Raw genomic sequence first — 24,258 nt, forward strand, 5'->3', positions numbered from 1 at the left:
GCGTTGCGCGAGGGGGTGCCGGGGGCGGGGGTCAGTGGCGCGCCGGGGTCGCCGTGTGCTCCGCCGTGGTCGGCTAGTCCGCAGGCGCCGGGAGCGGCGCCGTGGATGCGGGCGGGGGAGTGCGACGCCGGAGCCCCGCCGTGGCGCGCAGCCACGCCTCGAGCGCGGGCTGGCCCAGCAGGATCCCGGCCAGGACCAGCCCCATGCCGGCCAGTTGGCGGCCGCTGAGCGCCTCGCCGGCCACCGCGGTGCCGAGCAGCACGCCCGTGACGGGGTTCAAGAGCCCGATCAGGCCCACGGTTCCCGCGCCGAGCCGGCCGAGCGCGGCGAACCAGCACGCGTACGCGAGCGCGGTCGCGATCACCGACTGGTAGGCCATCGCGGTGACGGCCGGCCCGTCGAAATGGGGAAGCGCGCCCTCGACGAGCGCGGCCGCCGGCAGCAGCATGACCCCGCCGAAGACGAGCTGCCAGGAGGTCTGGGACAACACGTCCACGCCCGCGCCCCACTTCTTGGCCAGCACGTAGCCGAGGGAGGCCATGGCCATCGCCGAGACGGAGGCCAGCACGCCCGGGGCGCGCACCGCCGTCGTACCCGTCAGCACCATGAGGGCGACGCCCGCGATGCCGAGCGCCGCGCCGCCCAGGGCGAGCGCGCGCGGGCGTTCGCTGATCACGGCCCAGGCGATGAGCATCATCGCCACGGGGGACGTGGCCATCAGCGTCGAGGCGATGCTGGCCGGCAGCAGCTGCGCGGCGACGTAGACGAGCGCGAAGAACGCGCCCATGTTCAGGGTGCCCAGGACCGCGGCCTTCCACCACCACGCCCCGCGGGGGAGGCGGCGCCGGATCGCCAGCAGGAGCAGGCCCGCGGGCAGGGCGCGCAGGGCCGCGCCCCACAGCGGGGCGTCCGCGGGGAGGAACATCGGGGTGACCAGGTACGTGCTGCCCCACGTGATCGGCGCGACGGCCGCCACGAGGACCCAGCGCCATTTAGCTTCCATGGAAGACACTTTAGCTTCCTGGGAAGCTAAACGTCGAATGCGTTCGGCTTTTCCCGCGGGCCGCCCCGGAGTCCTCCCGGCGAGGTCGGGGAACGTGCGGGAAAACGTGCCCCTATCGAACCACTACCCCGACGCCGGCGGCCGGACTCGCTTCCCGGGAAGCTAGGCTGGGCGGGTGAGCGAAGTGAACGACAGGGTCGCGCAGATCCAGGCCGAGTGGGCCCGCGAGCGCCCGGAACTGGACACCTCGCCGATGGGCGTGATCGGGAGGTTGCATCGGCTGGCGTCCTTCCTGCGGGAGGAGCTCGTGGCCCTCTATGCCCGCCACGGGCTGGGGGAGGGCGACTTCGACGTCCTGGCCGCGCTGCGCCGGGCGGGTGCGCCGTTCGAGCGGGCGCCGAAGGACCTCGCCGCGCACACCATGGTCACGACGGGCGCCATGACCAAGCGGATCGACCGGCTCGAGGCGGCCGGGCTCGTGGACCGGCGGGCCTCGGAGGTGGATGGCCGCGGACGGGTCGTCGCGCTCACGGCCCGGGGCCTCGAGGTCATCGACGCCGCTTTCGCCGAGCACCTGGACAACGAGCGCCGTCTCCTGGCTGCGCTCTCGGAGGCAGAGGCGGAGCAACTGCAGGCGCTGCTCGCCACGTGGCTGCGGTCGTTCGAGGGCGCCCCGGCCGAACGCTAGCGCAGCAGCTGCTCGAGCAGGAGCGCGACGCCGATGGCCACCATCGCGGCGCCGGAGAACCGGGTGACGGCGCGGGCCGCGGCCGGCCGGGTGCCCAGCACGGCGCGGGAGCCGACGCCGACGGCGAGGTAGACCACCGCGCAGCTCGCGATGTGCACGAGGCCGAGCGCGACGATCTGGCCGGACAGCGGCCAGGCGCCGCCCGGGTCCGTGAACTGGGGGAGCAGGGCCAGGAACAGCAGGAACACCTTGGGGTTCAGGCCGCTGATTCCCGCTCCCTTGAGGCCCTGCCGCAGCCAGCCGCCGGCGGCCGGCTCCTGCCCGGCCGCGGGGACGGCAGGCCGGGCGAACATTCCCACCCCGAGCCAGATCAGGTAGGCGCACCCGGCCACGGTCAGGACCGTCAACGCCCAGGGCGTCGCGGCCAACAGCGCCCCGACGCCGGCGGCGACCACGAGCGTCGCGGCCAGGTGGCCCGCGAGCAGCCCGGCGACCGCCGGGACCACGGAGCGGTTCCGGAGCCCCGCAGAGATGGCGTAGGCCCAGTCGGCCCCCGGAGTGATCACGAAGAGTGCCGAGACGGCCCAGAAGGCGGCGACGGTGGCGAGGGGCATGGAGGGATCTTCCTGGCTGGCGATTCCGGCCCGGGATTCCTCCCCGGTTCCGGCCTGTGCTAGAAGATTAGTGAAATTCTCGCGAAATGTGCTTCCAAATTCTTTCCCAGAACGGCGCTTCAAGGGGAGAATTCTTCCCATGGACCAGCTTGACCGCGCAATCCTTGCGGAGCTACAACGGGACGGCCGCCTGACGGTCACCGAACTCGCCGAGCGGGTGGGGCTGAGCCTGTCCCCGTGCCACCGCCGGCTGCGCGCCCTCGAGGCGTCCGGCGCGGTCACGGGCTACCGGGCCCAGCTCGACGCCGGCGCGCTCGGCTTGGGCTTCGACACGCTCGTCTTCGTCACGATGCGCGATTCGATCCGGGACACCCTCGACGCCTTCGAGGGCGCGGTGGCGGAGATCCCGAACGTGCTCCAGGCCCAGCGGCTCTTCGGCAACCCGGACTACCTCCTGCGCGTGGTCACTGCCGATCTTCCGGCGTACCAGCGCCTCTACGACGACCAGTTGGCCACCCTCCCCGGAGTGCAGAGCCTCAGCTCCACCCTGGTCATGAAGAACGTCGTCGAGAACCGTCCCCTGCCGCTGTAGCCGCCGCCCCCTCCGAGCGGTGTCGGGGAAAAGTCCGGAATACCGCCCGCGGAGGGACATCTTCCCCGACACCGCGAGGGTGGGGCGCGGGTGGCGGTGGGGCTTCGACGTCGTGCCCCCAAGGCCCTCGACGTCGCCACCTATGAAAAACGCTCTCCACTCCCGGGTTGCTTCGACGACGTCGTGGCAACCCGGGAGTGGAGAGTGTTGTGCCCGTGGGGCTTAGACGAGCGCGAAGCCCTCGGTCCAGGAGATCTTCTCGCCGGCCGCGAGGGTGATCTGCAGGAAGCCGATACCCTCGAGCTCGCGGGCTCGGGACAGGGCCCCGGCGTCGACCGCGCGCAGGCCGCCCGCGGCGACGATCCCGGAGAGCAGGGCCTTCGCCTCGGCGTCGTCCCCGGCGATGAGCACGGTGGTGCGGTTCTCGCCGACGGTGCCGGAGGCGAGGGTCGCGGCGAAGTTCGTGTTGAAGGCCTTGAGGACCTTGGCGCTCGGCACGGCGGCGGCGATCTCCGCGGCGGCCGAGGAATCGGCGTCGACCGTCAGCGCGTCGAACGTCTCGAAGTTCAGCGGGTTGGTGATGTCGACGACGACCTTGCCGGCGAGCTGGGAGCCGCGGGCCTCGAGGATCCCGGCGACGGCCGGGTAGGGGACGGCGAGGACGACGACGTCGCCCGTCACCGGCTGTGCGGAGTCGGCGCTGCCGAGGACCTGGACGTCGTTGCCGCCCTTGCTTGCGATGCCGGCGATGGCCTGGCCCATGTTGCCGTTGCCGATGATGGTCACGTTCGCCATGAGAGTCTCCCTTGGATCGTTTAGTTGAAGCTACAAGTAAAACTCTACGCTTCGTTGTTTGAAGTGTCAAGTGATTGGGGTGCCAGGATCTCTCCGGCCGCCACTACCCATCCGGCGGTGCCGGGAATGTCGTCGACGGGCCGGACGCCGGGGTCACCGCTAGAGTTGTTCCAGTCACCTGCCTAACGCACCGGACCGGAAACCCCATGCCCGCACCGCACCGCACTCCACGTCCGCACGTCGGCGCGCCTTGGCCGAGCCGCACGTCCGCCAAGGGCTCCCTGCGCGCGGCGACCCTCGCCCTGCTGCTCGGGGCGGCCCTGGCGCCGACCGCCCCGGCCGCCGCCGAGACAACGACGCCGGAGCCTCCTTCCAGCCCCGCCCCCGTCTACCCGACGGCGGACCCGGAGGCGCCGCCCGCCGAGGAGGACGAACCGCTCGTGTTCCCGGGGCGCACGGCGGAGTCGGAGCACCTCTTCCTCTCGGTCGCCGACGCGCTCGAGCCGCGGGTCGACGCGGCGGCCGTCACCTCGGCCCTCGAAGCCGCGGACCACCACGGCGCGCAGCTCTACCTCGGCGTGGACGGCGAGCCGTCGTCGAGCTCGAGCGCCGCCCAGCTGGTCCGCGGGCTGCTCCTCTTCGGCGAGACCGACGCGCTCGCCGACGACTGGCTCGAGAACGGCAGGCGGCTCGGCTTCGTCGGCGACGACTGGATCGTCATCGGCGTGATCGTCCCCGCCGAGCCGGGTGTGCCCGCGGACGTCTCGATCGACATGGGGCGCAACATGGACGTCGTGGCCGACGGCGGCCTGGAGGCCATCGAGGCGGCCGGCGCGGAGGACTTCGCCGCGGGCCGCTACACCGAGGCCCTCACGCGGCTCGCGGTGGCGGCGGGGACCGGGATCCAGCCCCGCTTCGACGCCCGCCCGATGCTCGCCGGGGCCGGGGTGGTCCTCGGCGCGGGGCTGCTGGGGTACTGGCTTGTCGGAGTACGACGCCGGAGCCGCGCCGATGCGGTCCGCTCGGCCGAGCGCCGGGGTGCTGCTCTCAGGGGCGGGATCCGCACCGGTGCCGGGCGGCTGCGGGAGATCGCGCAGCGTCCGCCGGGACCCGTCCCGGCCATCCCGTCCGCGACCCCGGGCGATGCCGAGGCCCCGCGCGATGCCGCAATCCGGCGCGATGCCGCCACCGCGGGCGACGCCGCGACCGCGCCCGCCCCGGGGACCTTTCACGCCGCGGACGAGGTTCCCGCGAGCGTCCGGCTGGCCCGCGTCCTCGACGGCCTGGCGGAACGGGCCGATACCGAGCTGCGGCGGGCCGTGGAGCTCGACGTCGGGGACGTCGAGTCCCTGACAGCGATCCGCGAGCGGGTCGATGCCCAGGTGGCGGCGCTCGAGGGCGTCCTGGTGCTGGAACGCGGCGGGCCGGCGGCCAGACAGGCGTGGGAGCGGCAGTTCTCGGCCCACGCGGAACGCCTCCGCCTCGCCGCCGACGGGCTCGCCGTGCCCGGGGCCCGCGCGCTTGCGTCCGCTCACGAGCTGCTCGCGGCGACCGTGGGGCACACCACGGCCCTCGACGGCCTCCGGGAGGAAGCGCGGCGGATCGCCTCCCGGCTGAACCGCGCGGGCCCGTACGGGCTCCTGGACCGCGTCGACGCCTTGCGCGCGGAGCTCGACGCCGCCTTCGCCGCGTTCACCGCAGACGCTGCGGGCGCCCGGATCGCGCTTCCGGAGGAGGTCCAGGCTCAAGGCCGCGGGATCGGCTTCGCGGCGGAGGGGCGCCGCCCCGCGGAGCACGACGTCGTCGGCCTCCTCGCCCTCGCGGCCGCCGCCGCGGCCGCTGGAGCGCCTGGACCGGCCTCTGCGGGGTCCTCCGCCGCTCAGGCGACCTCGGAGTCAGGCCCGGCGGAGCGCACGGAGTCCGCGGCACGGAGCCGGAAGGAAGGACGCGCATGAGCGTCGACGACGCGGCGACGCGCGCCCCGGCAGACACCGGAACCCGCCTGATCCACGCCCGCAGCCGCCCGCGCTTCGGCCTGCCGTGGCTCGCGATCGCCCTCGGCGCCGCGACCGCGGCGTTCGCGGGGACCGGGGCCGCCGCGCTCACCGCACAGCCCGCGGCTGAGGTGGTGATCGAGGTCGACGACGGCCTGCCGTACAACATCAGCCAGGCCACGGTCGACGCCGTCCTGCCGGAGACGATCCCGGCGTGGGAGCCGGTCACCGTCAAGGTCACGTCGCGGCTCCTGAGCTACGCGGAACTGTACGGGGAAGCGGACCCCGGCTACGACGTCGTCCTCTCCACGGCGCTCGAGAACGACACCGATTCCGACGCCGACGAGCGCTTTGCCGGCGCCGCGGTCCGCGTGGACCCGCCCGGACCGGACCGCCCGCGGGACGCCGGCTTCGACATCAACCGCGCGTTCCAGGGCAACCTCGGGCTGGGGCACGGGCCGCAGGCCGTGGCCGCCGCCGCGCGCACGGCGTCCGAGGTGCTCCACCCCGGCCCCGTGCGGACCCCGCACTTCTGGGCGGCCGGGACCGCGCTCGGACTGCTCGGCACCGTCGGCGCGCTCGGCCTGTCCCTGCGCCGCCGCGCCCGCTGGGAACGGCGCTACCGCCGGCTGGCGGCCGCCCAGCACCGGCTGGCCCGCGTGGTCCTGGACCTGGAGGCGCTCGAGGTCACCTACCTCTCCACCCCCGAGCAGGCCCGGCCGGCGGGATTCACGCGGGCGTGGGAGGCCCTGCGGGACTCCTCGCTCGCCGCGGCGCGCACGGAGGACGCCGTGGTCGGGGCCGTGTCCTCGCGCCGGACCGCGCTCACGGAGGGCACGGAGAAGCGCCTCGCCGCGTTCGAGGCCGCCGCGGACCGCCTGACGACGCTCGCCGACGCGCTCCTCGGGGCCGGCGCCGTCCACGGAGGGCACTCTGGCGGGGGATCGACATTCGACCGCCTCGCGGCCCCCGTCAACGACGCCGCCCGGGAGCTGCTCGTCCGCCTCGAGGCCGCGCCCGCCGGGACCCTCGACGAGGGGCTCGAGGAGGAGCTGCGCGCCGCGCTCGCGGGCCTGCTCTCCGTCGCGGGGGAGCACGGCGCGGCCGCGGACGCTGCCGTGGAAGCCGCCCGTGGCGCGGACCGGGATTCCGGGGCCGGCCGACGCGGGGGCAGGGCCCGTGCGGGCCGGAATGACGCGGGCCGGAATGACGCGGGCCGGGAGGGCGCGCCTGGGGTCGGCGTGGACGCATGGGTGCGGGCCGAGCGGCGGCTCGGCCGGGCGGCGGGCGCGGTCGGAAAGCGCCTGCGCCGCTACCCCGGCGGCGACCGGCTCTCCCGCCGGCTCCGCGCGACGGAGGACCTGGGTGCGCTCCGGGCCGGGCTCGGTCTCCCGCGGTCCGGGGGTGCGCTGGACGCGCTGGACCGCGCGAACGCCGCCGCCCGCTCGCTGCTGGGCGAGGTCCCGGCGTACGACGCCGATGCCTCCGCCGCCGCCTCGGCCCGCCGGCGGTGGTCGGCCCGGTTCGGGGGCTGGATCGAGCGCAGCGGGCTCAATCCCGCGGGCCCCGGACGCGAGGGGGCCGCGGTCGGAACGGGCCCCGTCGGCACGGCCTCGAGTGGCGTGGGCGGCGCGAAGGGCGCGCGCGGCGGCCGTCCCGGAGCCGGGCGGCACCGGGCCGCCGTGTGGGCGGTCGGGGGCACCGCCGTCGTCCTGTCCTCGCTCATCGCCTCCGGGATCATCGTCTCGTCCGTGACCGAACGACCGGGCTGGGCGCTCACCGGAGGCGTGCCGCTGCGCTCGCTGACCGTGGACGGCGAGGCCGGGGGGATCGACGAGGCCTCGATCCGGCGCTACCTCGAGGACAGCTTCCCGTCCGAGCTCGACGTCGTCGTGGCGCTGCGCGACGCGGAGGAGTACCTGCCGATCGTGCCCGATCCGCACGACCCCGGGCATGACATCCTGGACCCGGCCGGCACCCTGGACATGCTGTGGCGGATCAAGGCCGAGTTCCCGGAACTCGTGGATCCCGCGACGCGGGAGCTGCGCGGGGACCAGGCGGTCCTGCCGGTCATGGTGTTCGACGACGGAACCGTGAACATCCCCACCGTCCTGGCGGGGGCCGTGGCCGTCGGCGACGTGAACCGGCTGCAGCGCACGCAGTGGACGCACGGCAGCTTCCACGCCTCCGGGAGCCCCGAGGTGCGCGTCGCCTCCGAGCTGGAGGACCTGGCCCGCGGCCTGCAGGCCAACGGGTACCGGGACGCCGACGTGGACTTCTGGGCGCTGTACTGGCTCGTCGCCGCCGCGCTGGCACTGGGGCTCGTGGGCGTGGGCCAGGCCGTGCGCTACGGAGGGGCCATGTCCGCGTCGCTGGGCCGCTTCGGCCGCGGCGGCGCGGGGCTGCGCAGGGCCCGGGAGGAGCTGGAGCGGCTGGCCCTGGGGCTGGACGACTCGCGCCTGAACGCGGTCGCCGTGCTCGGCGCCGGGGCCGCGGGGACCGCCGCGGAAGCGGACCAGCGGCTCTTCGAGCGCGCCCTCGTGATGGCGTGGCGGGAGGCGGAGGAGCTCGCCGCGCTGCCGCTCGCGGGCCGGCTCGGGCCGCGCTACGAGCGGCGCGTGGAGCACCTGCAGGGCCTCGCCGCGGTGCTGGGGGAGCGGGACGCGGACGTCGAACGCCGGACCAGGCGCCTCCTGGCCGCCGCCCGCCCCCACCCCAGCGCACTTTAAGCCTCAACCGATCCGGGAACTCCTCGTCAGCGCGATGTAGCCGCGACTTAACCGCGCCGGACGCCCGAAAGGTGCGCGGGAGTGTCGGAAGCGGCGCACGCACAACAGCCCTGGGTGGATCGTGATGCGGGGTGGCGGGGGAGCCGAAAGTAGCTAGTGCCGCTGCCGCGTTGCTGGTGGGATCGAGGGAGCACGCAGAAAGCGTGCGACGGTGGGACGGATGGTCCCACCGGACACCCCGTCTGGAAGGACACTCATCATGCAGTCGAGCATTCGCACCTCCCGAGGCCTCCTCGCCGCCGCATTCGCCGCCGTCGGACTCGTCGTCGGTACCGCGTCGACGTTCATCGTCGCGGGCCTCATCGGCGCCGGAACCGCTGGAAGCTACGCCCTGGCGACGAAGATCGTCGACGCGATCATGGTCGGCGCGAGCGCCGCGGCCATCGCCGCCCTCCTGCTCACCGCCGGCCTCGGAACCGCGGTCATCGCCACCGTCCGCTGGGCGATCGGCTTCTTCGGCCGCAAGAAGGCGATTGCCTGAGCCCCGCAGCACATTGCTGACGGGCCCAGGCAATCACACGATGCCCTGAGAACTCAGGAACCGCTGGTGCTGGTCCTTCGACCTTGCGCGGAGAGGGGCCAGCGCCAACGGCATCAGGCTACAACGAGGCGCCACGGCAGGCAACGGCCTACCGGCGGCCGGGCGGCCGTCCAGAGGCGGCGGACCGGCGGAAAGGACCCCAGGAGATCATGGACGAGCACCACGCGTCGGCAGCGCCATCCGTGCCGCCCTCACCGGCCGGAGCCCCCCTGCCACACCCGCCGCCGGGACCGCCACGGGGGGCACGGCCACAGCCGGCCGATGGGACCGGGACCGCATCCTTCTCGCCCGGCGCACCCGGCCCGGCCCGACGGCGAAGGGGCGCCGCGGAGCGGCTCGTCGTGGCCACCTCCGTCGTGGTCACCGCGGTCCTGTGGGGCGCTCTCATCTGGATCGGCTATTCGAGCGGCCTGCGCTTCCCGGTGGCCGGCGGCGCGGGCCGGGAGCAGGACTGGGGAGAGCTGGGACCGATCCTCGCGACCAACCTCGCCGCGGCCCTCGGGCTCGCCTCGGGCATGCTGACCGCCGGCCTCTCCACGTTCGCGTCGAGCATCATCCTCGGTCTGTTCACCGGGGCCGTGTTCCACGGCGCCGTGGACGCCCTGGGCGCGGCCGGCGCCGCACAGACGCTCGCCCCCTACTTCGTCTTCGAGGGACTCGGCCTTCTGGCAGCTTCCGTGGCGGGCTTCATCCCCGTCCTCGGGCTCCTGAGGCACTGGGGCGCGGGCGGAGCCGTGACCGTGCGCAGCTCCCTGCGGGCCTACGGAGCGGCCGTGCGCTGGACCCTGCCGCCCCTCGCCACATCCCTGGTCCTGATCACGGCCGGGGCCGTCCTTGAAGTCATCGGAGGAATCCCGCAATGAAGGCAGCTACCCCGCCCCCGGCCGATCTGGCCGTCGACGCGGCACCCGCACCGTCCCGGCGCTCCGCTCTCCGCGGCCTGCTCCGCGTCCTGGCTTCCGTGGCCGTCGTGGGCGCCGGGATCGCGCTCATCTACGCGGCCGTGGACTCCCGCTCCGCTCTCATCGCGGCCCAGGCGCCCATCCGGGACGCCGGACTGGATCCGGAGTTCGCCGAGCTGGCCGTACGCTCCGGAGTGGTCGTGACGACGCTCGGCATTGCGTTGAGCTACCTCGTCGCCCGCGGAGTCGAGGCCATCGTCGTGGCCCAGTGGCGCCGCCGTTTCCCGCTGTCCGTCCGCCCGCGCGCCGTGGACCTCACGACCATCCTGGCCTTCGGCTGGGCGGCCTTCCTCGACACGCATCCCGTGCAGTTGGCCGCCGCGGCGCCGGGGTGGGTGTTCCTGGCCGTCCCCGCCCTCGTCCTGGCGCGCCAGGCTATCGCCTCGCGCAGGGCCGGGTGGCCGGGCACGGGCACGACCGTGCTGCTGGCCGGCGCCCTCACCGCGCTGACCTTGCTGGCCTACGGCCGGTGGTTCTGACCATGGCCTCCCAGCACCCCCCAACCACGCAGGCGACCCGCGTCCGCCGTCCCGAGGAGGACCCAGTGAAGAACAGCACGAAGCAGCGCACGAGGCCGGGGAAGTGGACCGGTCCGGCAGCGATCGGCAGCTGGGTGTCCGCGGCGGCCGCGCTGGCGCTGATGGCCTGGATCGGCCTGACCTCGTCCGCGGCGGCGGTGGTCGACGACGCCGCGGCCGCCGGACGGCTCGAACTCCTGTGGCGCGTCCAGGGAGGAGCGGCGGCGTTGCTGCTGTTGATGTGGATCCCGTTCGCCTTCCACCGCAGGATGCTGCCCGTCGTGGCCACGGGGATCTGTGCCGTGGGGGCGATGGCGGCCGTTGCGGGGCTGGCGTTCTTCCGGGAGCTCGACACGGTATGGATCCACGGGGCGGCCGCGGTCGTCCTGGGGCTCGGGGCCCTCGTCCAGCTCGCGGTGCGCTTCCCGGACGTTCCCGGCGGCAGGGCGGGGGTCGGGCGTTGGCCTTCATGACAGAACACGAGGTCCTCCGGGAGGAGCGGCCGGGCCGGGCCGTGCCCGGCGGCACCCGGGAGTACGACGGCGGGGCCGGCCCCATCACGCCCGTCGCCTACGGGTTCATCGCCTCGGTGCGCTACGTCAACTCGCTGCGTCTGCTCCGGTACTGCCTGCGCAATTCGCTGCCGTTCCCGGGCCGACACCGCGGCCTGCTCCTGGCGCTCGCCACGCTCGGCGCCGTCGTCGTGGTCCCGGCGCTGGCGCTGCTTGCCGGCGCCGCCGTGTCACTCGTGGCCGGAGCCATCGGGATCGACCCCGTCGACGCGGCCGGCGTGATCCTCCTGGCAGTCGTCGTCTCGGCGGCGGCCTCGGCGGTCACGGCCCTCACGGGCCGGGCCCGCGAAGAGCTCGTCCGACCCGTCGACGGACCCCACTACGTCGGGCTGGACCTGCATCCCTGGGCGTCCGGGACGGCGCACGTCCTGCTCCCGCGCCTGCTCGGCACGCTCGCGCGATCGGGTGTCGGCGCGCTCGCTTGCGTCGGCGCCGTGGTGGGCGCCCCGGGGGCGTCCCCGGAAGACGCGGCGGCCTGCGCGGTGGCGGCGGCGCTCGTGCCGTGGGCCGCTTCGATGACGGCCACGGGCCTGCAGATCACGCTCGCCGCGCGTACTCGGGGCGCGGCGCCGGGTTGGGCCGCGACCGCCACCGGCACGGTGCTCCTCTTCGGCGCGGTGCTGGCCGCCACCGCGCTGGCCGCCGCGGAGGGGCGGCTGTCGCTGCCTGGCGACGAGGTGCTGTTGGGTTCGCTGCGGGACGCGGGAGCGTTCGGCGCACGGATGGCTCCCGCCGCGGCGTACGCCGCCGGGGCCGTCTGCCTCCTCGGTGCGGGGCTCCTCTCGGCGGTGCTGGCGGCCCTGCGCGGTTCCCGACGCCCCGGCCCCTATGCCGTTCCCGGTGCGCTCCGCGAGCCCCGGCCGACAGCGTGGCACCGGACCGCCGGGAACCGGCCCGGCCGCGAGGGCACAGGACCTGCCGGAGCCGGTCGCGCCTTCCCGCCCACACCGGGTTCCGTCCACCGCCGAAGCAGAGGACTCGCCACGATGCTCGTGCGCCAGGTGCGCGGCGGAGCGTCGCAGGCCTCCGCGCTGTATCGCCGCCTCGAGCGCGTCATGCCGTTGCTGGGAGCCGTGGTGGCCGGATTCGGTGCCGGCATCCTGGCCACCGGTGAGCAGCAACAGGTGGCGTGGCTCGACGTCGCCTCGGCGGGCGCGCTGGCCATGGCCGTGGTGCTCGTCGGCCTGACGGTGACGAGCGCCTCGGGTCCCGTGAGCTGGATCCCGCGGCTGCGATGGCTCGCCGATTCCGGCATCGACACCGGCGCGCTGTGCCGGTCCGTCGTGGTCCAGGCCCTGCGCCTGTGTGCCGTCCCGGTGCTGGTGCCGGTCGCAGGGTTCTGCCTGGTCCGGTCCTCGCCCGCTCCGCTGATCGAAGCGGCGGCACTCGTGACTTTCCTGACCGCCGTCGTCCTGGTGGCCGACCTCGTCGACCCGCAGCGCCAGGAGAACGGCGACGGATCCGCCGAGGGCGGGCTCGGCGGAACGCTCGTCCTGCTGCTCGGCACGCTCGGCGCGACCACGGTCTGGCTGCTGCCCTGGGGCGCGGCCGTGGCCGGCTTGTCCGCGGCGGCCGGGCTGATGCTCTGGTGGACGCCGCGGCTCCTGCGCCGCCGGATCCACCCATGGCGGCTCGGGTCCGATGCGGCCGGGCACCGCTCGTCCGGCGACGCGGCGCGACGTCCCGCACCCACTCCCTCGACCCCAACGGAGGACACGCCATGACCACCCGCACGCGCCGCGGCGCACCGGACTCCGCGCCCCCGTTCCTGGAAGTCGAGGGTCTGACGGTCGGCTACATGCCGGGTGTTCCCGTCCTGCGGGACCTCACCTTCACGGCCGCGCTGCCCCTCGTCCACTTGCGCGGCACCAACGGGAGCGGCAAGTCGACCCTGCTTGAAGTCGTGGCCGGCATCCTCGAGCCGTGGAGCGGCACCGTGCGCGTCCAGGGCTTTCCGCCACCGAGCGACGCCGCCCGCGCGGCCCGCCGCGTCGTCCGCGCCGATCCCGCCCTGATCCCGGCGCTCTCCGTCAGGGCGCAGGCCGAGCTGATGTCCCAGTCGCTCGGCCTTCCTGGGGAGGCGCTCTTCGAGCGGCTGGCCTCCCACCGGCTCGGTTCGTGGCTCGACGCTCCTGCGGGAGAGCTCTCCACCGGCAACCTCCGCAAGGCCTGGTTCGTCCTGGCGACGGCGTCACCGGCGTCGCTGATGATCCTGGACGAACCGTTCAACGGCCTGGACGACTCCGGCGTCGTCCGCGTGGTCGAGGAGATCGACGGCTGGATCGCCGAGGGACGCAGGGTCCTCGTCGTGGCGCACGACCTCCCGGACGGGCTGGTCCCGCACGAGCGGATCGAGCTGCCTGCGTGGCGGCACGCGGCCGGCCGAATGGGAGGCCGCCCGTGATCGCCTGCAGCTCGGTCACCAAGCGCTACGGCCGCCTGACCGCCGTGGAGGGCCTCGACCTCGAGGTCCCGCGCGGCCGCATCGTCGGGATGATCGGCCCCAACGCGGCGGGCAAGACGACGACGCTGGGGATGATGTGCGGCCTGATCGCCCCGACGGCGGGCGGCATCCGGGTGAACGGGCTGCCGCCGACCCGGCTGCCGGATCCGGCGGGCGTCGTGGGCACGGTGCTCGACGCCGGGGCGGCGCCCGGCGGGGTCGCGGTCTCCGAGTTCCTCGAGCAGGTCCGGCTGGTCGCCGGTGCCGGGCGCGAACGGCTGGTCCGGGTCGTCGAGGAGCTGGGCCTGGGCCCCGTCGCCGGCTCCCCTTTCAGGGCCTGCTCGCTGGGTTCGCGCCGGCGCGTCATGCTGGCGGCCGCTCTGCTTGGCCGGCCACAGTACCTGCTCCTGGACGAGCCGCTCAACGGGCTGGACCCCACGATGGTCCGGTGGCTGGCGGGGTACCTGCGGGAGCTGGCCGACCGCGACGGAGTCGGGGTCCTGCTGTCCTCCCACCTGCTCGACGAGCAGTCGCGCGTGTGCGACGCGATCGTCGTCATGGGCTCGGGGCGCGTCCTGGCCCGCGGCACTCTGGGGGACGTCCTGGCGGCCCACCGTGCTCCCGCGGTCCTCGTCGGAACGACGCCGGAGCTCCTGGGCCCGCTGGCAAGCCGCCTCCGGGCGGACGGATGGGACGTGGCCCTGCGCGACGGTGCCTGCGTGGTGGCCGGCGGGTCGCCGGAGGCGCTGGCCCGCGAGGTCCTCGGGGCCGGGTACCCCCTCACGCGCCTCGAGCGGGACGTCCCGTCCCTGCAGGAGGCCTACTTCGCGCTGACGGCCGGCCACGAGGGGCTCAGGTCCGCCGGCGCCCCGTCGGGGGTGGATTCGTGAGTGCCGGTACGACGCCGGTGCCCGGGCCGGGTGCCCGGCTGCTCCTGTCCGTGGCGCGGCAGTACTCCCGGGACCGGTGGTGGCTCGCGACGATGGCCGTGGGGTCGGTGCTCGCCGTCGGCCTGGCCGTCCTCTTCGCCCTCGTCGCGTCGAACGGGCCGGAGCCGGCCGCGCCGGGGACGCCGGGGATCCTGTCGATGGCGCTCACGGGCTGGTCGACCCTCGTGGCCGCGGCCGCCGTCGCGGCGGGTCTCGTGGCCGGCTCCGAATGGACGTCGGGCCGGTACGTCGTTTCCTTCACCCTGACCCCGCGGCGTGCCCGGGTCGTCACCGCGCACGTGGTGGCCGCCGCGGGCTGCACGGCGGTGGCCGCGCTGCCCGTGGGGACCGTGATGGTCGTGGCCGCGCAGTCCGTGGCAGGCGCGTCCTCCGGGGGAGCCGGCGGATCCGCGGCGCTTGGCTGGGCGTCCGCGTCCGCCGTCGTCCTCTTGGGCTGTCTCGGGGCCGCGTGCGGTGCCGCATCCGGCGCGGCCCTGGCGATGGCCGCGCGCTCGCGGGTCGCGGGCGTCCTCGCCGTGGCCCTGCTGTTCTTCGTCCTGCCCCCGCTCGCGGCTGCGGGCGGTTGGCGGCCCGAGCTCCTGCCCGCCGCCCAGTGGTCCCAGCTCGGCGCCGCGGCCTTGATGGACGGGGGATGGCAGCTGGCCGTCGCCGCCGCGGCGGCACTGGCGTGGCCGCTCCTGGCGACGGTCGCGGCCGTGGTCCGGACGGTGCGGCGCGACATCGCCTGACGCCGCCTGCCCGCCGCCCGTCCCGGCCGGGGTCACTCCCCGACGAAGGACAGGGAGGCCGTGACCGTCCACCAGCCGTCGCCGGGTCCCGCTTCGAGCGTTCCCCCGAAGGCCCGCACGCGCTCCCTCATGTTCTTCAGCCCGTAGTGCCATGAGCCGGTCCGGCCCGTGGGGACCGTCACGGGGCCGGCCAGCTCGTTGGCGACGACGAGCGTTGCGGACGTGGCCGCGACGTCGAGCGAGAGCCGGCAGCGGGCGCCGTCGGGTGCGTGTTTGAGGATGTTGGTGGCGGCCTCCTGCAGGAGCCGGTAGAAGGTGCTGCTCTGGGCGGGCGGGATGCGCTCCCCGGGAAGTCCGGTCACGGAGAGCTCTGGGCGGTGGCCGAGGCTCGTGAGCGTGAGCGCGATCTGTTCGAGGCCCACCTCGATGCGGACGACCCCCGTGCCGTCGGCCGGGGCCGCGTCGGCGGGTTCGACGTAGAGCAGCGTCAGGAGCGTGCGCATGTCGGAGAGCGTCTGCTTGGCGACGCGGTTGACGGTGTTGAGGATCTCGCTCGTGGTCTCGGGGGAGGAGGAGAACCTCTGGGCCTCGGTCTGCAGGGAGATCACGGCGAGGTTGTGGGCCAGGATGTCGTGCAGGTCGCGGGCCATGGAGCGTTTGAGGGCCACGGTGCTGCGCTCGGCCTCCAGCCGCTCCCGCTCGCGCTCCGCTTCGAGCTCGAGCTCCGTGACGCGGTGGGTGCGCAGGGCCCAGCCGAGGCCGCCGGCGACGGCGCAGGCCGGCAGGAGGTAGACGAGCAGCGGCGCGTCCTGAGGGTAGAAGAGGATCAGGGAACCGATCCAGATCGCCATCCCCGCCACGCAGCCGAGCAGCGTGTTGCGCTTGAGGTAGAGGAGCGTGAGGAGGAGCAGGAACGGGAGGACGAGGGCGGCCAGGATGTAGTTGCCCGTGACGAGCGAGGTCGCGAGGGCGACGAGGGAGAACGTCACCGTGGTCGCCATGGAATGCCAGACCAGGAGCAGCGCGACGACGAGCTGCAGCGTGGGAAGGTACGTCAGGAGCGCCGGCTGGACCGGCCCGCCGCCGGGCGTACCGGCCAGGTCGGCGCCCAGGAAGACGGCCTCCGTGAGCGCGATGACGACGGCGGCGGCCGTGAGGGCGAGCTTGGACCGGCGGGTGCCGGCGGGCACGTCGGCGTCGATCGTGCGCATCACGCGCTGTCTGTGGGACACGGCGTCCACCCCCTGGCCTCGGCCTCCATCCTGCCGCAGGGGCGTCGTGGCGGCCAAGCCGCGGGACGGGCCGGCGCGCCCCGGCGGCCAACCCGTCGCGGAGGGTCAGCGGCAGCCGATCCCGAACTTGCGGCACAGCCACTTGCCGAGTTCGGTTTCCAGGCCGTCAGGCCCCTGGGAGTCTGCGGAGGGGGCGTGCGCCGCCAGCGCCGTGGCCGGCACGGCGGGCGCGGGGGCGGCCGCGGAGGCCGGGCCCGGGACGGCGGCCGCCAGGGCCAGTGCGGCGGCCAGGGCCAGGCCGGGGCGCACGAGGCGAGGGCTGCGCCGTCGTCCCCTGGCCGGAGAAGGGGCCCGGGAGGCGCCGGTGCCCGGCGCCGCGTGGAAGGAGGAGGATGCGGTGATGGTGTCCATGCTTCGAGGATGCCCGCGCGCCGTCGCCCGGACTACATACTTTCGGCTGCATCTGGGCCGGGAGTCGCGGTTCGGCTATATGGTGGTCATATGGGGGAACTCGGGATCCTGATCGTCGACGACGAGCCGCTGCAGCGGCAGGCGCTGTCGATGATCGTCGGCGGCTCGCCGGGTTTCCGCGTCGTCGGCGAGGCCGCGGACGGCCGGGCGGCCGTGGAGGGATACCTGGACCATGGGCCGGACGTCGTCCTGATGGACCTGATGATGCCGCGCATGAACGGCGTCGAGGCCTCCCAGCGTCTCATGCGGCTCGATCCCCGGGCCAGGATCGTCGTCATGACCTCGCTGGCCTCCGAACAGTTCCTCGTGCCGGCCCTCGCGGCCGGGGCGTGCGGGTACCTGACCAAGGACGTCGGGGCCGAGGAGATCCTCGACGCCCTGCGTGGGGCCGCCGCGGGGGACTTGAGGCTCTCGGCCACCGTGACCCGGAACCTGGTTCAGCTGGCCGTGCGCAACTTCTCCGCGGAGACCACCGCGGACCCGCGCGCCGCCGCGCCGGACGGAGGCGATCCCGCGGTCCGCGTCACGGCGCGTGAGCAGTCCGTGCTGGACCTGCTGGCCCGGGGCCTGTCGAATGCGGAGATCGGGCAGGAGCTGTACCTCTCCGAAGCCACCGTGAAGGCCAATCTCGCGCGGGTCATGATGAAGCTCGGCGCGCAGAACCGCGTCCAGACCCTCATCAAGGCCGTGCGGCTGGGACTCGTGGACCTGGCGGAGGGCGGACCGGCGACGTCCGTCTAAACAGGATGTCGCCCGCCCACCCCCTCCCCAGCGCACTTTAAGTTTCAACGGTTTGTGGAGCTGCTTGTCAGGGGCCTTGAGCCGCGGCTAAACCGCGCAGGAGGCCCGAAAGGTGCGCAGGAGTGCCGGCGGTGCGCGGCTACAGGGTACGGGGCGCCGGAGTACGGGCCTACGATGGCCCCATGGACGAGGACGACGGCGGAGGCGCGGACCGGGCGCGGATCGGTGCCCCCGACCCGGAGGGGGAGATCGACGACGACGGCAGCGGTCCGGGCGTCGACGAACGCCCCGACGGCCTCGAGGGGGCGTGGATGGTGCCCGCGCTGCCCTGCGGCGACATCGACGAGATGCAGGCGTTCTGGACGGCGCTCGGGCTGCGGACCACGTACCGGCAGCTGCGCCCCAACCCCTACCTCGCCCTGAACCGCAAGGGCCTGGACCTGCACTACTTCGGCATGCCCGGGGTCGACCCGGAGCAGAGCTACTCGACGTGCATCGTCGTCGTCCCGGATACGGCTCCCGTCCACGCGCTCTTCACCGACGGACTCCGGGGCCTCTACGGCCGCGTCCCGGTGGCCGGCGTCCCGCGCATCACCCGGCCGCGCAAGCGTGCCAACAACGCCGGCCTGAGCGGCTTCAGCCTGGTCGACCCCGCCGGCAACTGGATCCGGTTCACGCGCCGCCCGGACGCGGAGCACCGCCCACGCGCGGTGGAGGGCAGGACGGAGTGGGTGTCCGACGGCGGCGGGCCGCTCGCGCGGGCGGTGGAGAACGCCGTCGTCATTGCCGACTCCCACGGCGACGTGGGCCAGGCGCTGCGCGTGCTCTCCGGGGCCGTGGGCCGGGGCGCGGAAGAACCGCTCGCGGACCGCGCGGCGGCGTGGGCGTACCTCGCGGAGCTGCGCGTCTGCGCGGGCGACGCCGCCGGCGCGCGGGAGGCGGCGGACGAGGTCCGGCACCTGGCCGGGGCGGCGGACCTTGGGGACCGGGACCGCCGGACGGTCGACGACGCGGTCCGCGCGCTCGACGAGCTCCTCTGACGCCGGCCCGCCCGGCGCGGCCGGTCTAGGCGGCGTCCCAGAAGCGGTCTTCGGCCGCCTGGTCCTCGCTGATCAACCAGATCTCGGCGATCCTGCCGTCGGCGACGCGGAACACGTCGACGCCGCGCTGGTCGAGCGTTCCGCCCCCGGGCCGGGTGGCCGTGAAGCGGAGCGTGGTGGAGACCAGGTCCCCGCTCTCGGTGGCCGACTCCGTCTCGAGGGCGAACGTGCCGCCGCTGAGCTCCATAAAGCGACCCAGGTGTGCGAGGATCGCGGCCGGGCCCACCTTGTCGCCGGACAGCTGGTTGGCACCCGGCTGGTGCCACACCGCGTCCTCGGCCAGCAGGGACGCCAGCGCGTCCATATCCCCTGCCGCCGCGGCGGCTCCGTAGTGTCCGACGACGTCGATGGCCGACATGATGTACCTCCGTGGTTGGTTCGGTAGCGTTGTGCTTCCCAGCGTGCCGAGAGGCGGGCGGTTACTTCAACGTGACCAGAGAGGCCGGATTCCCATGACGAGGCAATGGACCGTGTTCTCCGCGAAGTGCCCGTCGCGCGCCTCGCTGGCCCGCATCGCCAACAAGTGGACGGCCATGATCGTGGTCCTGCTGCACGGAGGCCCGTTGAGGTTCGGCGAGCTGCACCGCTCCGTGGACGGGCGGCTGCTGGAACCCTGACCGGCAGCCCGCATGGTTCAGCCCTGCCGCGGTGGGTCCTGCGGCGATCTGGGCTCGGCGCCGCCCGTCGAGACCCGTGCGGATCCCGGAGCCGCCGCGGACCCGCCGAGCGAGTGCCGCTTTCGGCGACGCGCCCACCAGGTTCCGAGGGGGACCAGGGCGATGGCAAGGCCGATCGCGAGGGCGTAGTAGGAGAGACCCGGCACATCGCCCAGGGCCAAGGCCATCAGCACGACCATCAGGACCGGCGTAACGATCCACTCCCACGGGATCCCCCGGTCACGGTCCACTCGGTACTCCCGGTCCCCGACCTTGCGCATGCCCTCGACCACAACCCGCCGCTCCGCCGTCGTGCACCGGACCCCGGACGGGGGCACCGGCGTCGTCCCCTCATCATGCCAGCCCGCGCGGCCCCGATAGGATCGTGAGCCAACGGCCCGCGTGGCCGCCCCGCGCCCGGACACCTCCGCGCGCCCCGCCGACCAGGAGGCCCCCGTGACCCCGTCCGAGAACCCCGCGTCCCCTGCCGACGGCGCGATCACCGTCCTGCTCGGCTGCAACGCCGGCCGCAGCGTGGACGTGCTGTCCATCGACCCGGCGACGGGGAGCGTCGAGGCGGCGGGCCGGCTCGCGACGGACGCGCCCGTGCAGTGCCTGGCCCTGGGCCGCAACGGCCGGGTGCACGTCGCGCTCGGCTCGACGCCGCCGTCCGTGGCGACGTTCGCACTGGCGGGGGCCGGCTTCGAACCCCTCGGCGGCACAGCGACGGAGGTGAAGCTCGCCCACCTCGCCGAGACCCCGGACGGGCGGGCGCTGATCGGCGCGTCCTACGACCGCCACCGGGTGCTCGCCCTGGGCATCGACGACGACGGCGCAGCCGCACCCGCGCGCGGACCCTCGCCTTCGCCGGGCCGTCACGCCCACGCCGCCCTCGCCTCGCCGGACGGGCGGTTCGTCTACGCGACCGGGCTGGGGGACGACGCCGTCGCCTGGTGGCCGTGGACCGCAGAGGGAACGCTCGGGGAGCCGGCAGACGGCGTGGCGACCGGTGCGGGCAGCGGGCCGCGGCACCTGCGTTTCTCGCCCGACGGGCGCCACCTCTTCGTCCTGACCGAGATGTCCGGCGAGGTCATCGCCTACCGCCGGGACGCGGAGACGGGGGGCCTCGAGGAAGTCGCCCGGACCTCGGCCGTCCCGGCGGACCGCGGGCTGGTCCCGGGCCGCGTGCGCAACGGGACGGGGCCGGATCCGGATCCAAACGCGATCTGGTGTGCCGAGCTGTGCGTCGATCCGGAAGGCCGGTTCCTCTACGCGTCCGAGCGCACGACGAGCACCGTGAACGTGCTGCGGTGGGACGGTTCCGCGGGGGTCCTGGAGTACGTGGCCGCCGTGGAGACGGAGCGTCAGCCGCGCGGGATGGGGCTCGACCCCTCGGGTCGCTTCCTCGTGGCGTGCGGCGAGGCGTCGGATACCGCGGCCGTCTACCGCGTCGCGCGGGACACCGGGCTGCCGGAGCGGATCTGGAGCGGGGCGGTCTCCGCGGGCCCGCGCTGGGTGGAGTTCCCGGGCGCCTGATCCCGGGACGCCCCCACCCGGCCCCTCCGATCGGCAACGCCCTCGATCCCCGGATCTCTCCGGCGCACGCGAAGCGACGCTGGGTAGGGGGGTGTGCGCCGGGGGTCAGGCGGGGTGTGCGCCGGGGGTCAGGCGGGGTGTGCGTTGCGGCCCCGGGGAGTCTCGCCCAGGACGACGGCGACCGCGGCCTGCCGCGCGGCCGCAAGCTCGAGCGCGGCTCCGGCCGCGATGACGAGCAGGACCAGGGCGAGCAGCCGCAGCAGGACGGCGCCGAGGTAGATCCAATATCCGCTCAGCATGGCCTCGTGGTAGAAGAATTCCACGCCCGTCCCGGCCAGCCGGAAGTCGCCGGCGACCGTGGCGAGGGCCCCGCCGGTCGCCGCCGCGATCGAGGCCAGCGTGCCCAGGAGCCCCGCGCCGGCGAGCGTCGCGACGAGCTTGGCCTTGAGGGTCCGGGCGAGGTCGTCGACCCGGTGCAGCCCGGGGTCGAGGGGCCGTGGCGCCTGGGCCAGGCGCCGCAGCAGCAGCGCGGCCAGGCCCACGAGGAAGGCGGCCGCGGCGATCACCGGGAGGGTGTAGTACCAGCCCGGGAAGTCGACCGAGACCTGCGAGGGCGTCAGGGGTGGGACGTAGCCGACCGCCGGATCGTCGGCGGCGGTGTGGCGGTCCACGGTCAGCTGCGTGAAGCGGCCGGAGGGATCGCGGCTGGAGAACAGGCCAGTCACCACGAGCCACGCGCCCAGCACGAGCGCGGTCAGCGCGGGGATCGCGAGCGCCCAGCGCGGCCCGAAGCTCAGCGCGCCGCGGGGGCGGAGTCCCGCCGACGCCACGCTGACGGGCGCGGCATTGGGACCAGGACGGCGCCGGGCCGCGAACCACGCGAGCGTGCCGAGCGCCACGCAGGCCGCCGCCACCGGGGCGAGCGTCTGCGCCAGCTGGGCCAGCGCGCCATCGCCGCGCTCCGCCGTCGTCTGCGAGACCCGCCAGCCGATGACCGACGCGGTGGCGGCGAGGTAGGCGAGGAGTCCCAAGGCGACGGCGGCGACCCCGGCCGGGCCCCAGCCCTGCAGGAGCGAGGCAACCGCGCGGCGTCCGGCGTCGTCATGGTGTGCCGTCTCCGCTCTCAGCTTCCCGCGGGTGCGGGGGATGACGCGCAGCAGCACCCACGTCAGGGCCGCCATGAGGAGTAGGACGGCGGCGAGTCCCAGATATGTGCTGGTCGAGAGGTCCATGATTCGTTCCACCTTGCGCAGGGGCCGGTCCGGGCCCGTTGTCCGCAGCGGCCTCCGCGGGGGGAGGCCCTCCGCCACCCGGCGAGCGGACGCCGGGGAGGGGTGGCGGAGGAGTCGTACGACGCTCAGGGAACGGAGCGTTCCCATCCCACGGCCAGCAGGCCCTGGGCTTGTTCGAGGTTCAGGCCCGCGCGGCGGGCGGCCCGGGCGAAGGCGAGCGCGTCGGCAAGCGCCGGCCCGGCCGAGCCCTGCCCGGGATTGACGCGGGTGCCGGCGGCGCGACCCGTCCGGACGAGCCCCGCGGCTTCGAGTTCCTTATAGGCCTTGGCCACCGTGCCGGCGGCCAGGCGGAGGTCGCCCGCGAGCTGGCGGACGGTCGGCAGGCGGGTATCGGCGGGCAGCCGGCCGCTCTGGATGAGGGCCGTCAGTTGGCTCCGGATCTGCTCCGACGGGCCGGCGGGGTTCGCGGGCTCGACGGTGATGGCGGTGGCGGCGTCCAGGCCGTCCCCGGGTGCCGGTCCGGGCGCCGGGGAGGGGTCGGCGACGTGCTGTCGATGTGCCACGGTCCGCCTCCCTCGCCTAGCCGTCTTGTATCAGTGAGATAATACAAACAGCAGATCGATCAATAGTCAAGGGGTCGGCCGCGAACCCAGCCCCGGACGCAACACGATCCATCCCCGCGCTGTTTTGACGCATGCGAAGCAAGCGGGGAACGGATCGTGTTGCGGGAAGTGGGTGCGAGGGAGAGGGGCGTCGCGCCGTCGTGGCAAGAGCGCGGGGAGGCCGCGGGCCCACGGCCCGACTCTACCCATGCGTTGTGACAGTGGATAGTGGGAGCGGCAGAAGTGGGACCCGACGCCAGCGGGTCACCGCCAGCCGAGCCCCGGGGCCACGTGTGTCAGGATCGATTCGATGACGTGGGCGTTGTAGTCCACGCCCAACTGGTTCGGCACGGTCAGCAGCAACGTGTCGGCCGCTGCGATCGCCTCGTCCTGGGCGAGCTTCTCGACGAGCTCGTCGGGGGAGCCGGCGTAGGAGCGGCCGAAGATCGCGCGCGTCTTCTCATCGATGTTGCCGACCTGGTCGGAGCTGAAGCGGTCGCGGCCGAAGTACTGCCAGTCGCGCTCGTCCGTCAGGGCGAAGACGCTGCGGCTGACGGAGACGCGCGGCTCGCGCGCGTGGCCGGCCTCCTTCCACGCCTTGCGGTACAGCTCGATCTGTTCGGCCTGCTGGACGTGGAAGGGCTTGCCGGACTCGTCGTCCTTGAGCGTGGAGCTCTGCAGGTTCATGCCGAGCTCCGCCGCCCAGACGGCGGTCGCGTTGGAACCCGAGCCCCACCAGATGCGCTCCCGCAGCCCCTCCGAATGCGGCTCGATGCGCAGCAGGCCCGGGGGATTGGCGAACATCGGGCGCGGGTTCGGCTCGGCGAAGCCCTCCCCGCCGAGCACCTCGAGAAGGCGCTCGGCGTGCCGGCGGCCCATGTCGGCGTCGGACTCCCCCTCAGCGGGGGAGAAGCCGAAGTGGCGCCAGCCGTCGATCACCTGCTCGGGAGATCCCCGGCTGATGCCGAGCTGCAGGCGGCCGCCCGAGATCAGGTCGGCGGCGCCGGCGTCCTCGGCCATGTAGAGCGGGTTCTCGTAGCGCATGTCGATCACGCCGGTACCGATCTCGATCCGGCTGGTCCGCGCGCCGATGGCGGCGAGCAGCGGGAACGGGGAGGCGTACTGCCGCGCGAAGTGGTGGACGCGGAAGTAGGCGCCGTCGGCGCCGAGCTGCTCGGCCGCGACCGCGAGGTCGATCGCCTGCAGCAGCGCGTCGGAGGCGCTGCGCGTGCCGGACTGCGGGTGGTCGGTCCAGTGGCCGAAGGACAGGAAGCCGATCTTCTTCACACCCGGCCCAACGCGGTTCCGGGGCCGGCTATTCCTCCCGGTGCGGGGCGGGTTGTGCGCTGTACGACGGCGGGGCGCGCCTTCCGGGGCGGAGCCCGGTGCAAAGTTGCTCACTTCTCGCAGCGTCGGTCCGGCGAGTCGGCGAGACACACCGCGTTCCGGAGCCAGGGCTGGTCGGGAAGTGGGAAGAAGTCGTCGCGGGCAGATGGCGC

The 24,258-nt window shown here is 74.4% G+C and carries 26 protein-coding genes; 16 read left to right on the plus strand and 10 right to left on the minus strand.

The genetic code is table 11. The features are described from left to right. Nucleotides 1-73 precede the first annotated feature (73 nt). Nucleotides 74-1,003 (minus strand): DMT family transporter, encoded by a 930-nt coding sequence (locus AC0QR5_RS14710; protein ID WP_329862215.1) that lies wholly within the window; start codon nucleotides 1,001-1,003, stop codon nucleotides 74-76. Between the two features lie 175 nt (nucleotides 1,004-1,178). Between AC0QR5_RS14710 and AC0QR5_RS14715 the strand changes: the two genes are divergently transcribed. After that, on the plus strand, nucleotides 1,179-1,691 hold the full coding sequence (locus tag AC0QR5_RS14715) for a MarR family winged helix-turn-helix transcriptional regulator (protein ID WP_329862167.1): 513 nt from the start codon (nucleotides 1,179-1,181) through the stop codon (nucleotides 1,689-1,691). Here the strand turns inward: AC0QR5_RS14715 and AC0QR5_RS14720 are convergent. After that, nucleotides 1,688-2,305: a LysE family translocator gene (locus tag AC0QR5_RS14720; protein WP_329862166.1), complete on the minus strand. Its 618-nt coding sequence runs from the start codon at nucleotides 2,303-2,305 to the stop codon at nucleotides 1,688-1,690. The two genes, AC0QR5_RS14715 and AC0QR5_RS14720, sit on opposite strands and share 4 nt — an antisense overlap. Nucleotides 2,306-2,444: 139 nt before the next feature. On the opposite strand from AC0QR5_RS14720, the gene AC0QR5_RS14725 reads away from it, so the two are divergent. Then, complete coding sequence (locus tag AC0QR5_RS14725) at nucleotides 2,445-2,897, plus strand: Lrp/AsnC family transcriptional regulator (protein ID WP_329862165.1); 453 nt, start codon at nucleotides 2,445-2,447, stop codon at nucleotides 2,895-2,897. A 222-nt stretch (nucleotides 2,898-3,119) separates the two neighbouring features. On the opposite strand, the gene AC0QR5_RS14730 is transcribed toward AC0QR5_RS14725, so the two are convergent. Then, complete coding sequence (locus AC0QR5_RS14730; RefSeq protein ID WP_329862164.1) at nucleotides 3,120-3,692, minus strand: NADPH-dependent F420 reductase; 573 nt, start codon at nucleotides 3,690-3,692, stop codon at nucleotides 3,120-3,122. Nucleotides 3,693-3,898: 206 nt separating this feature from the next. Between AC0QR5_RS14730 and AC0QR5_RS14735 the strand changes: the two genes are divergently transcribed. The 10 genes from AC0QR5_RS14735 (at nucleotide 3,899) to AC0QR5_RS14780 (ending at nucleotide 15,189) form a co-directional block, all read left to right on the plus strand. Further along, complete coding sequence (locus AC0QR5_RS14735) at nucleotides 3,899-5,647, plus strand: hypothetical protein (RefSeq protein ID WP_329862163.1); 1,749 nt, start codon at nucleotides 3,899-3,901, stop codon at nucleotides 5,645-5,647. Further along, complete coding sequence (locus AC0QR5_RS14740; RefSeq protein ID WP_329862162.1) at nucleotides 5,644-8,415, plus strand: DUF5129 domain-containing protein; 2,772 nt, start codon at nucleotides 5,644-5,646, stop codon at nucleotides 8,413-8,415. Before AC0QR5_RS14735 ends, AC0QR5_RS14740 begins: the two co-directional genes overlap by 4 nt. Before the next feature lie 259 nt (nucleotides 8,416-8,674). Then, entirely contained in the window at nucleotides 8,675-8,956 is a 282-nt protein-coding gene (locus tag AC0QR5_RS14745) for a hypothetical protein (protein WP_329862161.1), read from the plus strand. A 401-nt stretch (nucleotides 8,957-9,357) separates the two neighbouring features. Then, nucleotides 9,358-9,879, plus strand: a complete 522-nt coding sequence (locus tag AC0QR5_RS14750) for a hypothetical protein (RefSeq protein WP_329862160.1) — start codon at nucleotides 9,358-9,360, stop codon at nucleotides 9,877-9,879. Beyond that, the gene (locus AC0QR5_RS14755) at nucleotides 9,876-10,457 is read left to right on the plus strand and encodes a hypothetical protein (protein ID WP_329862159.1); all 582 of its coding nucleotides are present in this window, start codon (nucleotides 9,876-9,878) and stop codon (nucleotides 10,455-10,457) included. The genes AC0QR5_RS14750 and AC0QR5_RS14755 overlap by 4 nt, the downstream gene beginning before the upstream one ends. A gap of 65 nt (nucleotides 10,458-10,522) precedes the next feature. After that, nucleotides 10,523-10,969, plus strand: a complete 447-nt coding sequence (locus AC0QR5_RS14760; protein WP_329862158.1) for a hypothetical protein — start codon at nucleotides 10,523-10,525, stop codon at nucleotides 10,967-10,969. Beyond that, nucleotides 10,966-12,792, plus strand: a complete 1,827-nt coding sequence (locus tag AC0QR5_RS14765) for a hypothetical protein (RefSeq protein WP_329862157.1) — start codon at nucleotides 10,966-10,968, stop codon at nucleotides 12,790-12,792. Before AC0QR5_RS14760 ends, AC0QR5_RS14765 begins: the two co-directional genes overlap by 4 nt. Then, entirely contained in the window at nucleotides 12,789-13,472 is a 684-nt protein-coding gene (locus AC0QR5_RS14770) for an ABC transporter ATP-binding protein (RefSeq protein ID WP_329862156.1), read from the plus strand. Before AC0QR5_RS14765 ends, AC0QR5_RS14770 begins: the two co-directional genes overlap by 4 nt. Beyond that, entirely contained in the window at nucleotides 13,469-14,401 is a 933-nt protein-coding gene (locus tag AC0QR5_RS14775) for an ABC transporter ATP-binding protein (RefSeq protein WP_329862155.1), read from the plus strand. Before AC0QR5_RS14770 ends, AC0QR5_RS14775 begins: the two co-directional genes overlap by 4 nt. Then, the gene (locus tag AC0QR5_RS14780) at nucleotides 14,398-15,189 is read left to right on the plus strand and encodes a hypothetical protein (RefSeq protein WP_329862154.1); all 792 of its coding nucleotides are present in this window, start codon (nucleotides 14,398-14,400) and stop codon (nucleotides 15,187-15,189) included. Before AC0QR5_RS14775 ends, AC0QR5_RS14780 begins: the two co-directional genes overlap by 4 nt. Nucleotides 15,190-15,221: 32 nt before the next feature. Here AC0QR5_RS14780 and AC0QR5_RS14785 read toward each other — a convergent pair whose 3' ends face one another. Next, a complete protein-coding gene (locus AC0QR5_RS14785) occupies nucleotides 15,222-16,400 on the minus strand; it encodes a sensor histidine kinase (RefSeq protein WP_329862153.1) in 1,179 nt (392 codons plus the stop codon). 126 nt (nucleotides 16,401-16,526) lie between these two features. Further along, nucleotides 16,527-16,832: a hypothetical protein gene (locus AC0QR5_RS14790; RefSeq protein ID WP_329862152.1), complete on the minus strand. Its 306-nt coding sequence runs from the start codon at nucleotides 16,830-16,832 to the stop codon at nucleotides 16,527-16,529. A gap of 90 nt (nucleotides 16,833-16,922) precedes the next feature. Here AC0QR5_RS14790 and AC0QR5_RS14795 point away from each other — a divergent pair, with 90 nt between their 5' ends. Next, nucleotides 16,923-17,633, plus strand: coding sequence for a response regulator transcription factor (locus AC0QR5_RS14795; protein WP_329862151.1), 711 nt, complete (start codon nucleotides 16,923-16,925; stop codon nucleotides 17,631-17,633). A 182-nt stretch (nucleotides 17,634-17,815) separates the two neighbouring features. Continuing rightward, a complete protein-coding gene (locus AC0QR5_RS14800) occupies nucleotides 17,816-18,673 on the plus strand; it encodes a VOC family protein (protein WP_329862150.1) in 858 nt (285 codons plus the stop codon). A 25-nt stretch (nucleotides 18,674-18,698) separates the two neighbouring features. Here the strand turns inward: AC0QR5_RS14800 and AC0QR5_RS14805 are convergent, their stop codons facing one another. Further along, nucleotides 18,699-19,091 (minus strand): nuclear transport factor 2 family protein, encoded by a 393-nt coding sequence (locus AC0QR5_RS14805; RefSeq protein WP_329862149.1) that lies wholly within the window; start codon nucleotides 19,089-19,091, stop codon nucleotides 18,699-18,701. Between the two features lie 94 nt (nucleotides 19,092-19,185). Between AC0QR5_RS14805 and AC0QR5_RS14810 the strand changes: the two genes are divergently transcribed. Next, nucleotides 19,186-19,350, plus strand: coding sequence for a winged helix-turn-helix transcriptional regulator (locus tag AC0QR5_RS14810; protein WP_329862148.1), 165 nt, complete (start codon nucleotides 19,186-19,188; stop codon nucleotides 19,348-19,350). 17 nt (nucleotides 19,351-19,367) lie between these two features. Here the strand turns inward: AC0QR5_RS14810 and AC0QR5_RS14815 are convergent, their stop codons facing one another. After that, nucleotides 19,368-19,640, minus strand: a complete 273-nt coding sequence (locus tag AC0QR5_RS14815) for a hypothetical protein (RefSeq protein WP_329862147.1) — start codon at nucleotides 19,638-19,640, stop codon at nucleotides 19,368-19,370. Nucleotides 19,641-19,845: 205 nt separating this feature from the next. Here AC0QR5_RS14815 and AC0QR5_RS14820 point away from each other — a divergent pair, with 205 nt between their 5' ends. Further along, a complete protein-coding gene (locus AC0QR5_RS14820; protein WP_329862146.1) occupies nucleotides 19,846-20,925 on the plus strand; it encodes a lactonase family protein in 1,080 nt (359 codons plus the stop codon). Between the two features lie 128 nt (nucleotides 20,926-21,053). Here the strand turns inward: AC0QR5_RS14820 and AC0QR5_RS14825 are convergent, their stop codons facing one another. The 3 genes from AC0QR5_RS14825 to AC0QR5_RS14835 all read right to left on the minus strand — a co-directional run bounded on the left by AC0QR5_RS14825 (nucleotide 21,054) and on the right by AC0QR5_RS14835 (nucleotide 24,046). Continuing rightward, nucleotides 21,054-22,157, minus strand: coding sequence for a hypothetical protein (locus tag AC0QR5_RS14825; protein WP_329862145.1), 1,104 nt, complete (start codon nucleotides 22,155-22,157; stop codon nucleotides 21,054-21,056). A gap of 125 nt (nucleotides 22,158-22,282) precedes the next feature. After that, complete coding sequence (locus AC0QR5_RS14830) at nucleotides 22,283-22,720, minus strand: GntR family transcriptional regulator (protein ID WP_329862144.1); 438 nt, start codon at nucleotides 22,718-22,720, stop codon at nucleotides 22,283-22,285. 303 nt (nucleotides 22,721-23,023) lie between these two features. Continuing rightward, nucleotides 23,024-24,046, minus strand: coding sequence for an LLM class flavin-dependent oxidoreductase (locus tag AC0QR5_RS14835; RefSeq protein ID WP_329862143.1), 1,023 nt, complete (start codon nucleotides 24,044-24,046; stop codon nucleotides 23,024-23,026). Between the last annotated feature and the right edge of the window lie 212 nt (nucleotides 24,047-24,258).

Source organism: Arthrobacter sp. J156 (assembly GCF_056172865.1).

Excerpts from the sequence above, each read along its gene's own strand:
- AC0QR5_RS14710 (WP_329862215.1), bottom strand. The coding sequence starts at position 1,003 with ATGGAAGCTAAATGGCGCTGGGTCCTCGTGGCGGCCGTCGCGCCGATC.
- AC0QR5_RS14720 (WP_329862166.1), bottom strand. The coding sequence starts at position 2,305 with ATGCCCCTCGCCACCGTCGCCGCCTTCTGGGCCGTCTCGGCACTCTTC.
- AC0QR5_RS14725 (WP_329862165.1), top strand. The coding sequence starts at position 2,445 with ATGGACCAGCTTGACCGCGCAATCCTTGCGGAGCTACAACGGGACGGC.
- AC0QR5_RS14730 (WP_329862164.1), bottom strand. The coding sequence starts at position 3,692 with ATGGCGAACGTGACCATCATCGGCAACGGCAACATGGGCCAGGCCATC.
- AC0QR5_RS14735 (WP_329862163.1), top strand. The coding sequence starts at position 3,899 with ATGCCCGCACCGCACCGCACTCCACGTCCGCACGTCGGCGCGCCTTGG.
- AC0QR5_RS14740 (WP_329862162.1), top strand. The coding sequence starts at position 5,644 with ATGAGCGTCGACGACGCGGCGACGCGCGCCCCGGCAGACACCGGAACC.
- AC0QR5_RS14745 (WP_329862161.1), top strand. The coding sequence starts at position 8,675 with ATGCAGTCGAGCATTCGCACCTCCCGAGGCCTCCTCGCCGCCGCATTC.
- AC0QR5_RS14755 (WP_329862159.1), top strand. The coding sequence starts at position 9,876 with ATGAAGGCAGCTACCCCGCCCCCGGCCGATCTGGCCGTCGACGCGGCA.
- AC0QR5_RS14765 (WP_329862157.1), top strand. The coding sequence starts at position 10,966 with ATGACAGAACACGAGGTCCTCCGGGAGGAGCGGCCGGGCCGGGCCGTG.
- AC0QR5_RS14770 (WP_329862156.1), top strand. The coding sequence starts at position 12,789 with ATGACCACCCGCACGCGCCGCGGCGCACCGGACTCCGCGCCCCCGTTC.
- AC0QR5_RS14785 (WP_329862153.1), bottom strand. The coding sequence starts at position 16,400 with ATGCGCACGATCGACGCCGACGTGCCCGCCGGCACCCGCCGGTCCAAG.
- AC0QR5_RS14790 (WP_329862152.1), bottom strand. The coding sequence starts at position 16,832 with ATGGACACCATCACCGCATCCTCCTCCTTCCACGCGGCGCCGGGCACC.
- AC0QR5_RS14795 (WP_329862151.1), top strand. The coding sequence starts at position 16,923 with ATGGGGGAACTCGGGATCCTGATCGTCGACGACGAGCCGCTGCAGCGG.
- AC0QR5_RS14800 (WP_329862150.1), top strand. The coding sequence starts at position 17,816 with ATGGACGAGGACGACGGCGGAGGCGCGGACCGGGCGCGGATCGGTGCC.
- AC0QR5_RS14805 (WP_329862149.1), bottom strand. The coding sequence starts at position 19,091 with ATGTCGGCCATCGACGTCGTCGGACACTACGGAGCCGCCGCGGCGGCA.
- AC0QR5_RS14810 (WP_329862148.1), top strand. The coding sequence starts at position 19,186 with ATGACGAGGCAATGGACCGTGTTCTCCGCGAAGTGCCCGTCGCGCGCC.
- AC0QR5_RS14825 (WP_329862145.1), bottom strand. The coding sequence starts at position 22,157 with ATGGACCTCTCGACCAGCACATATCTGGGACTCGCCGCCGTCCTACTC.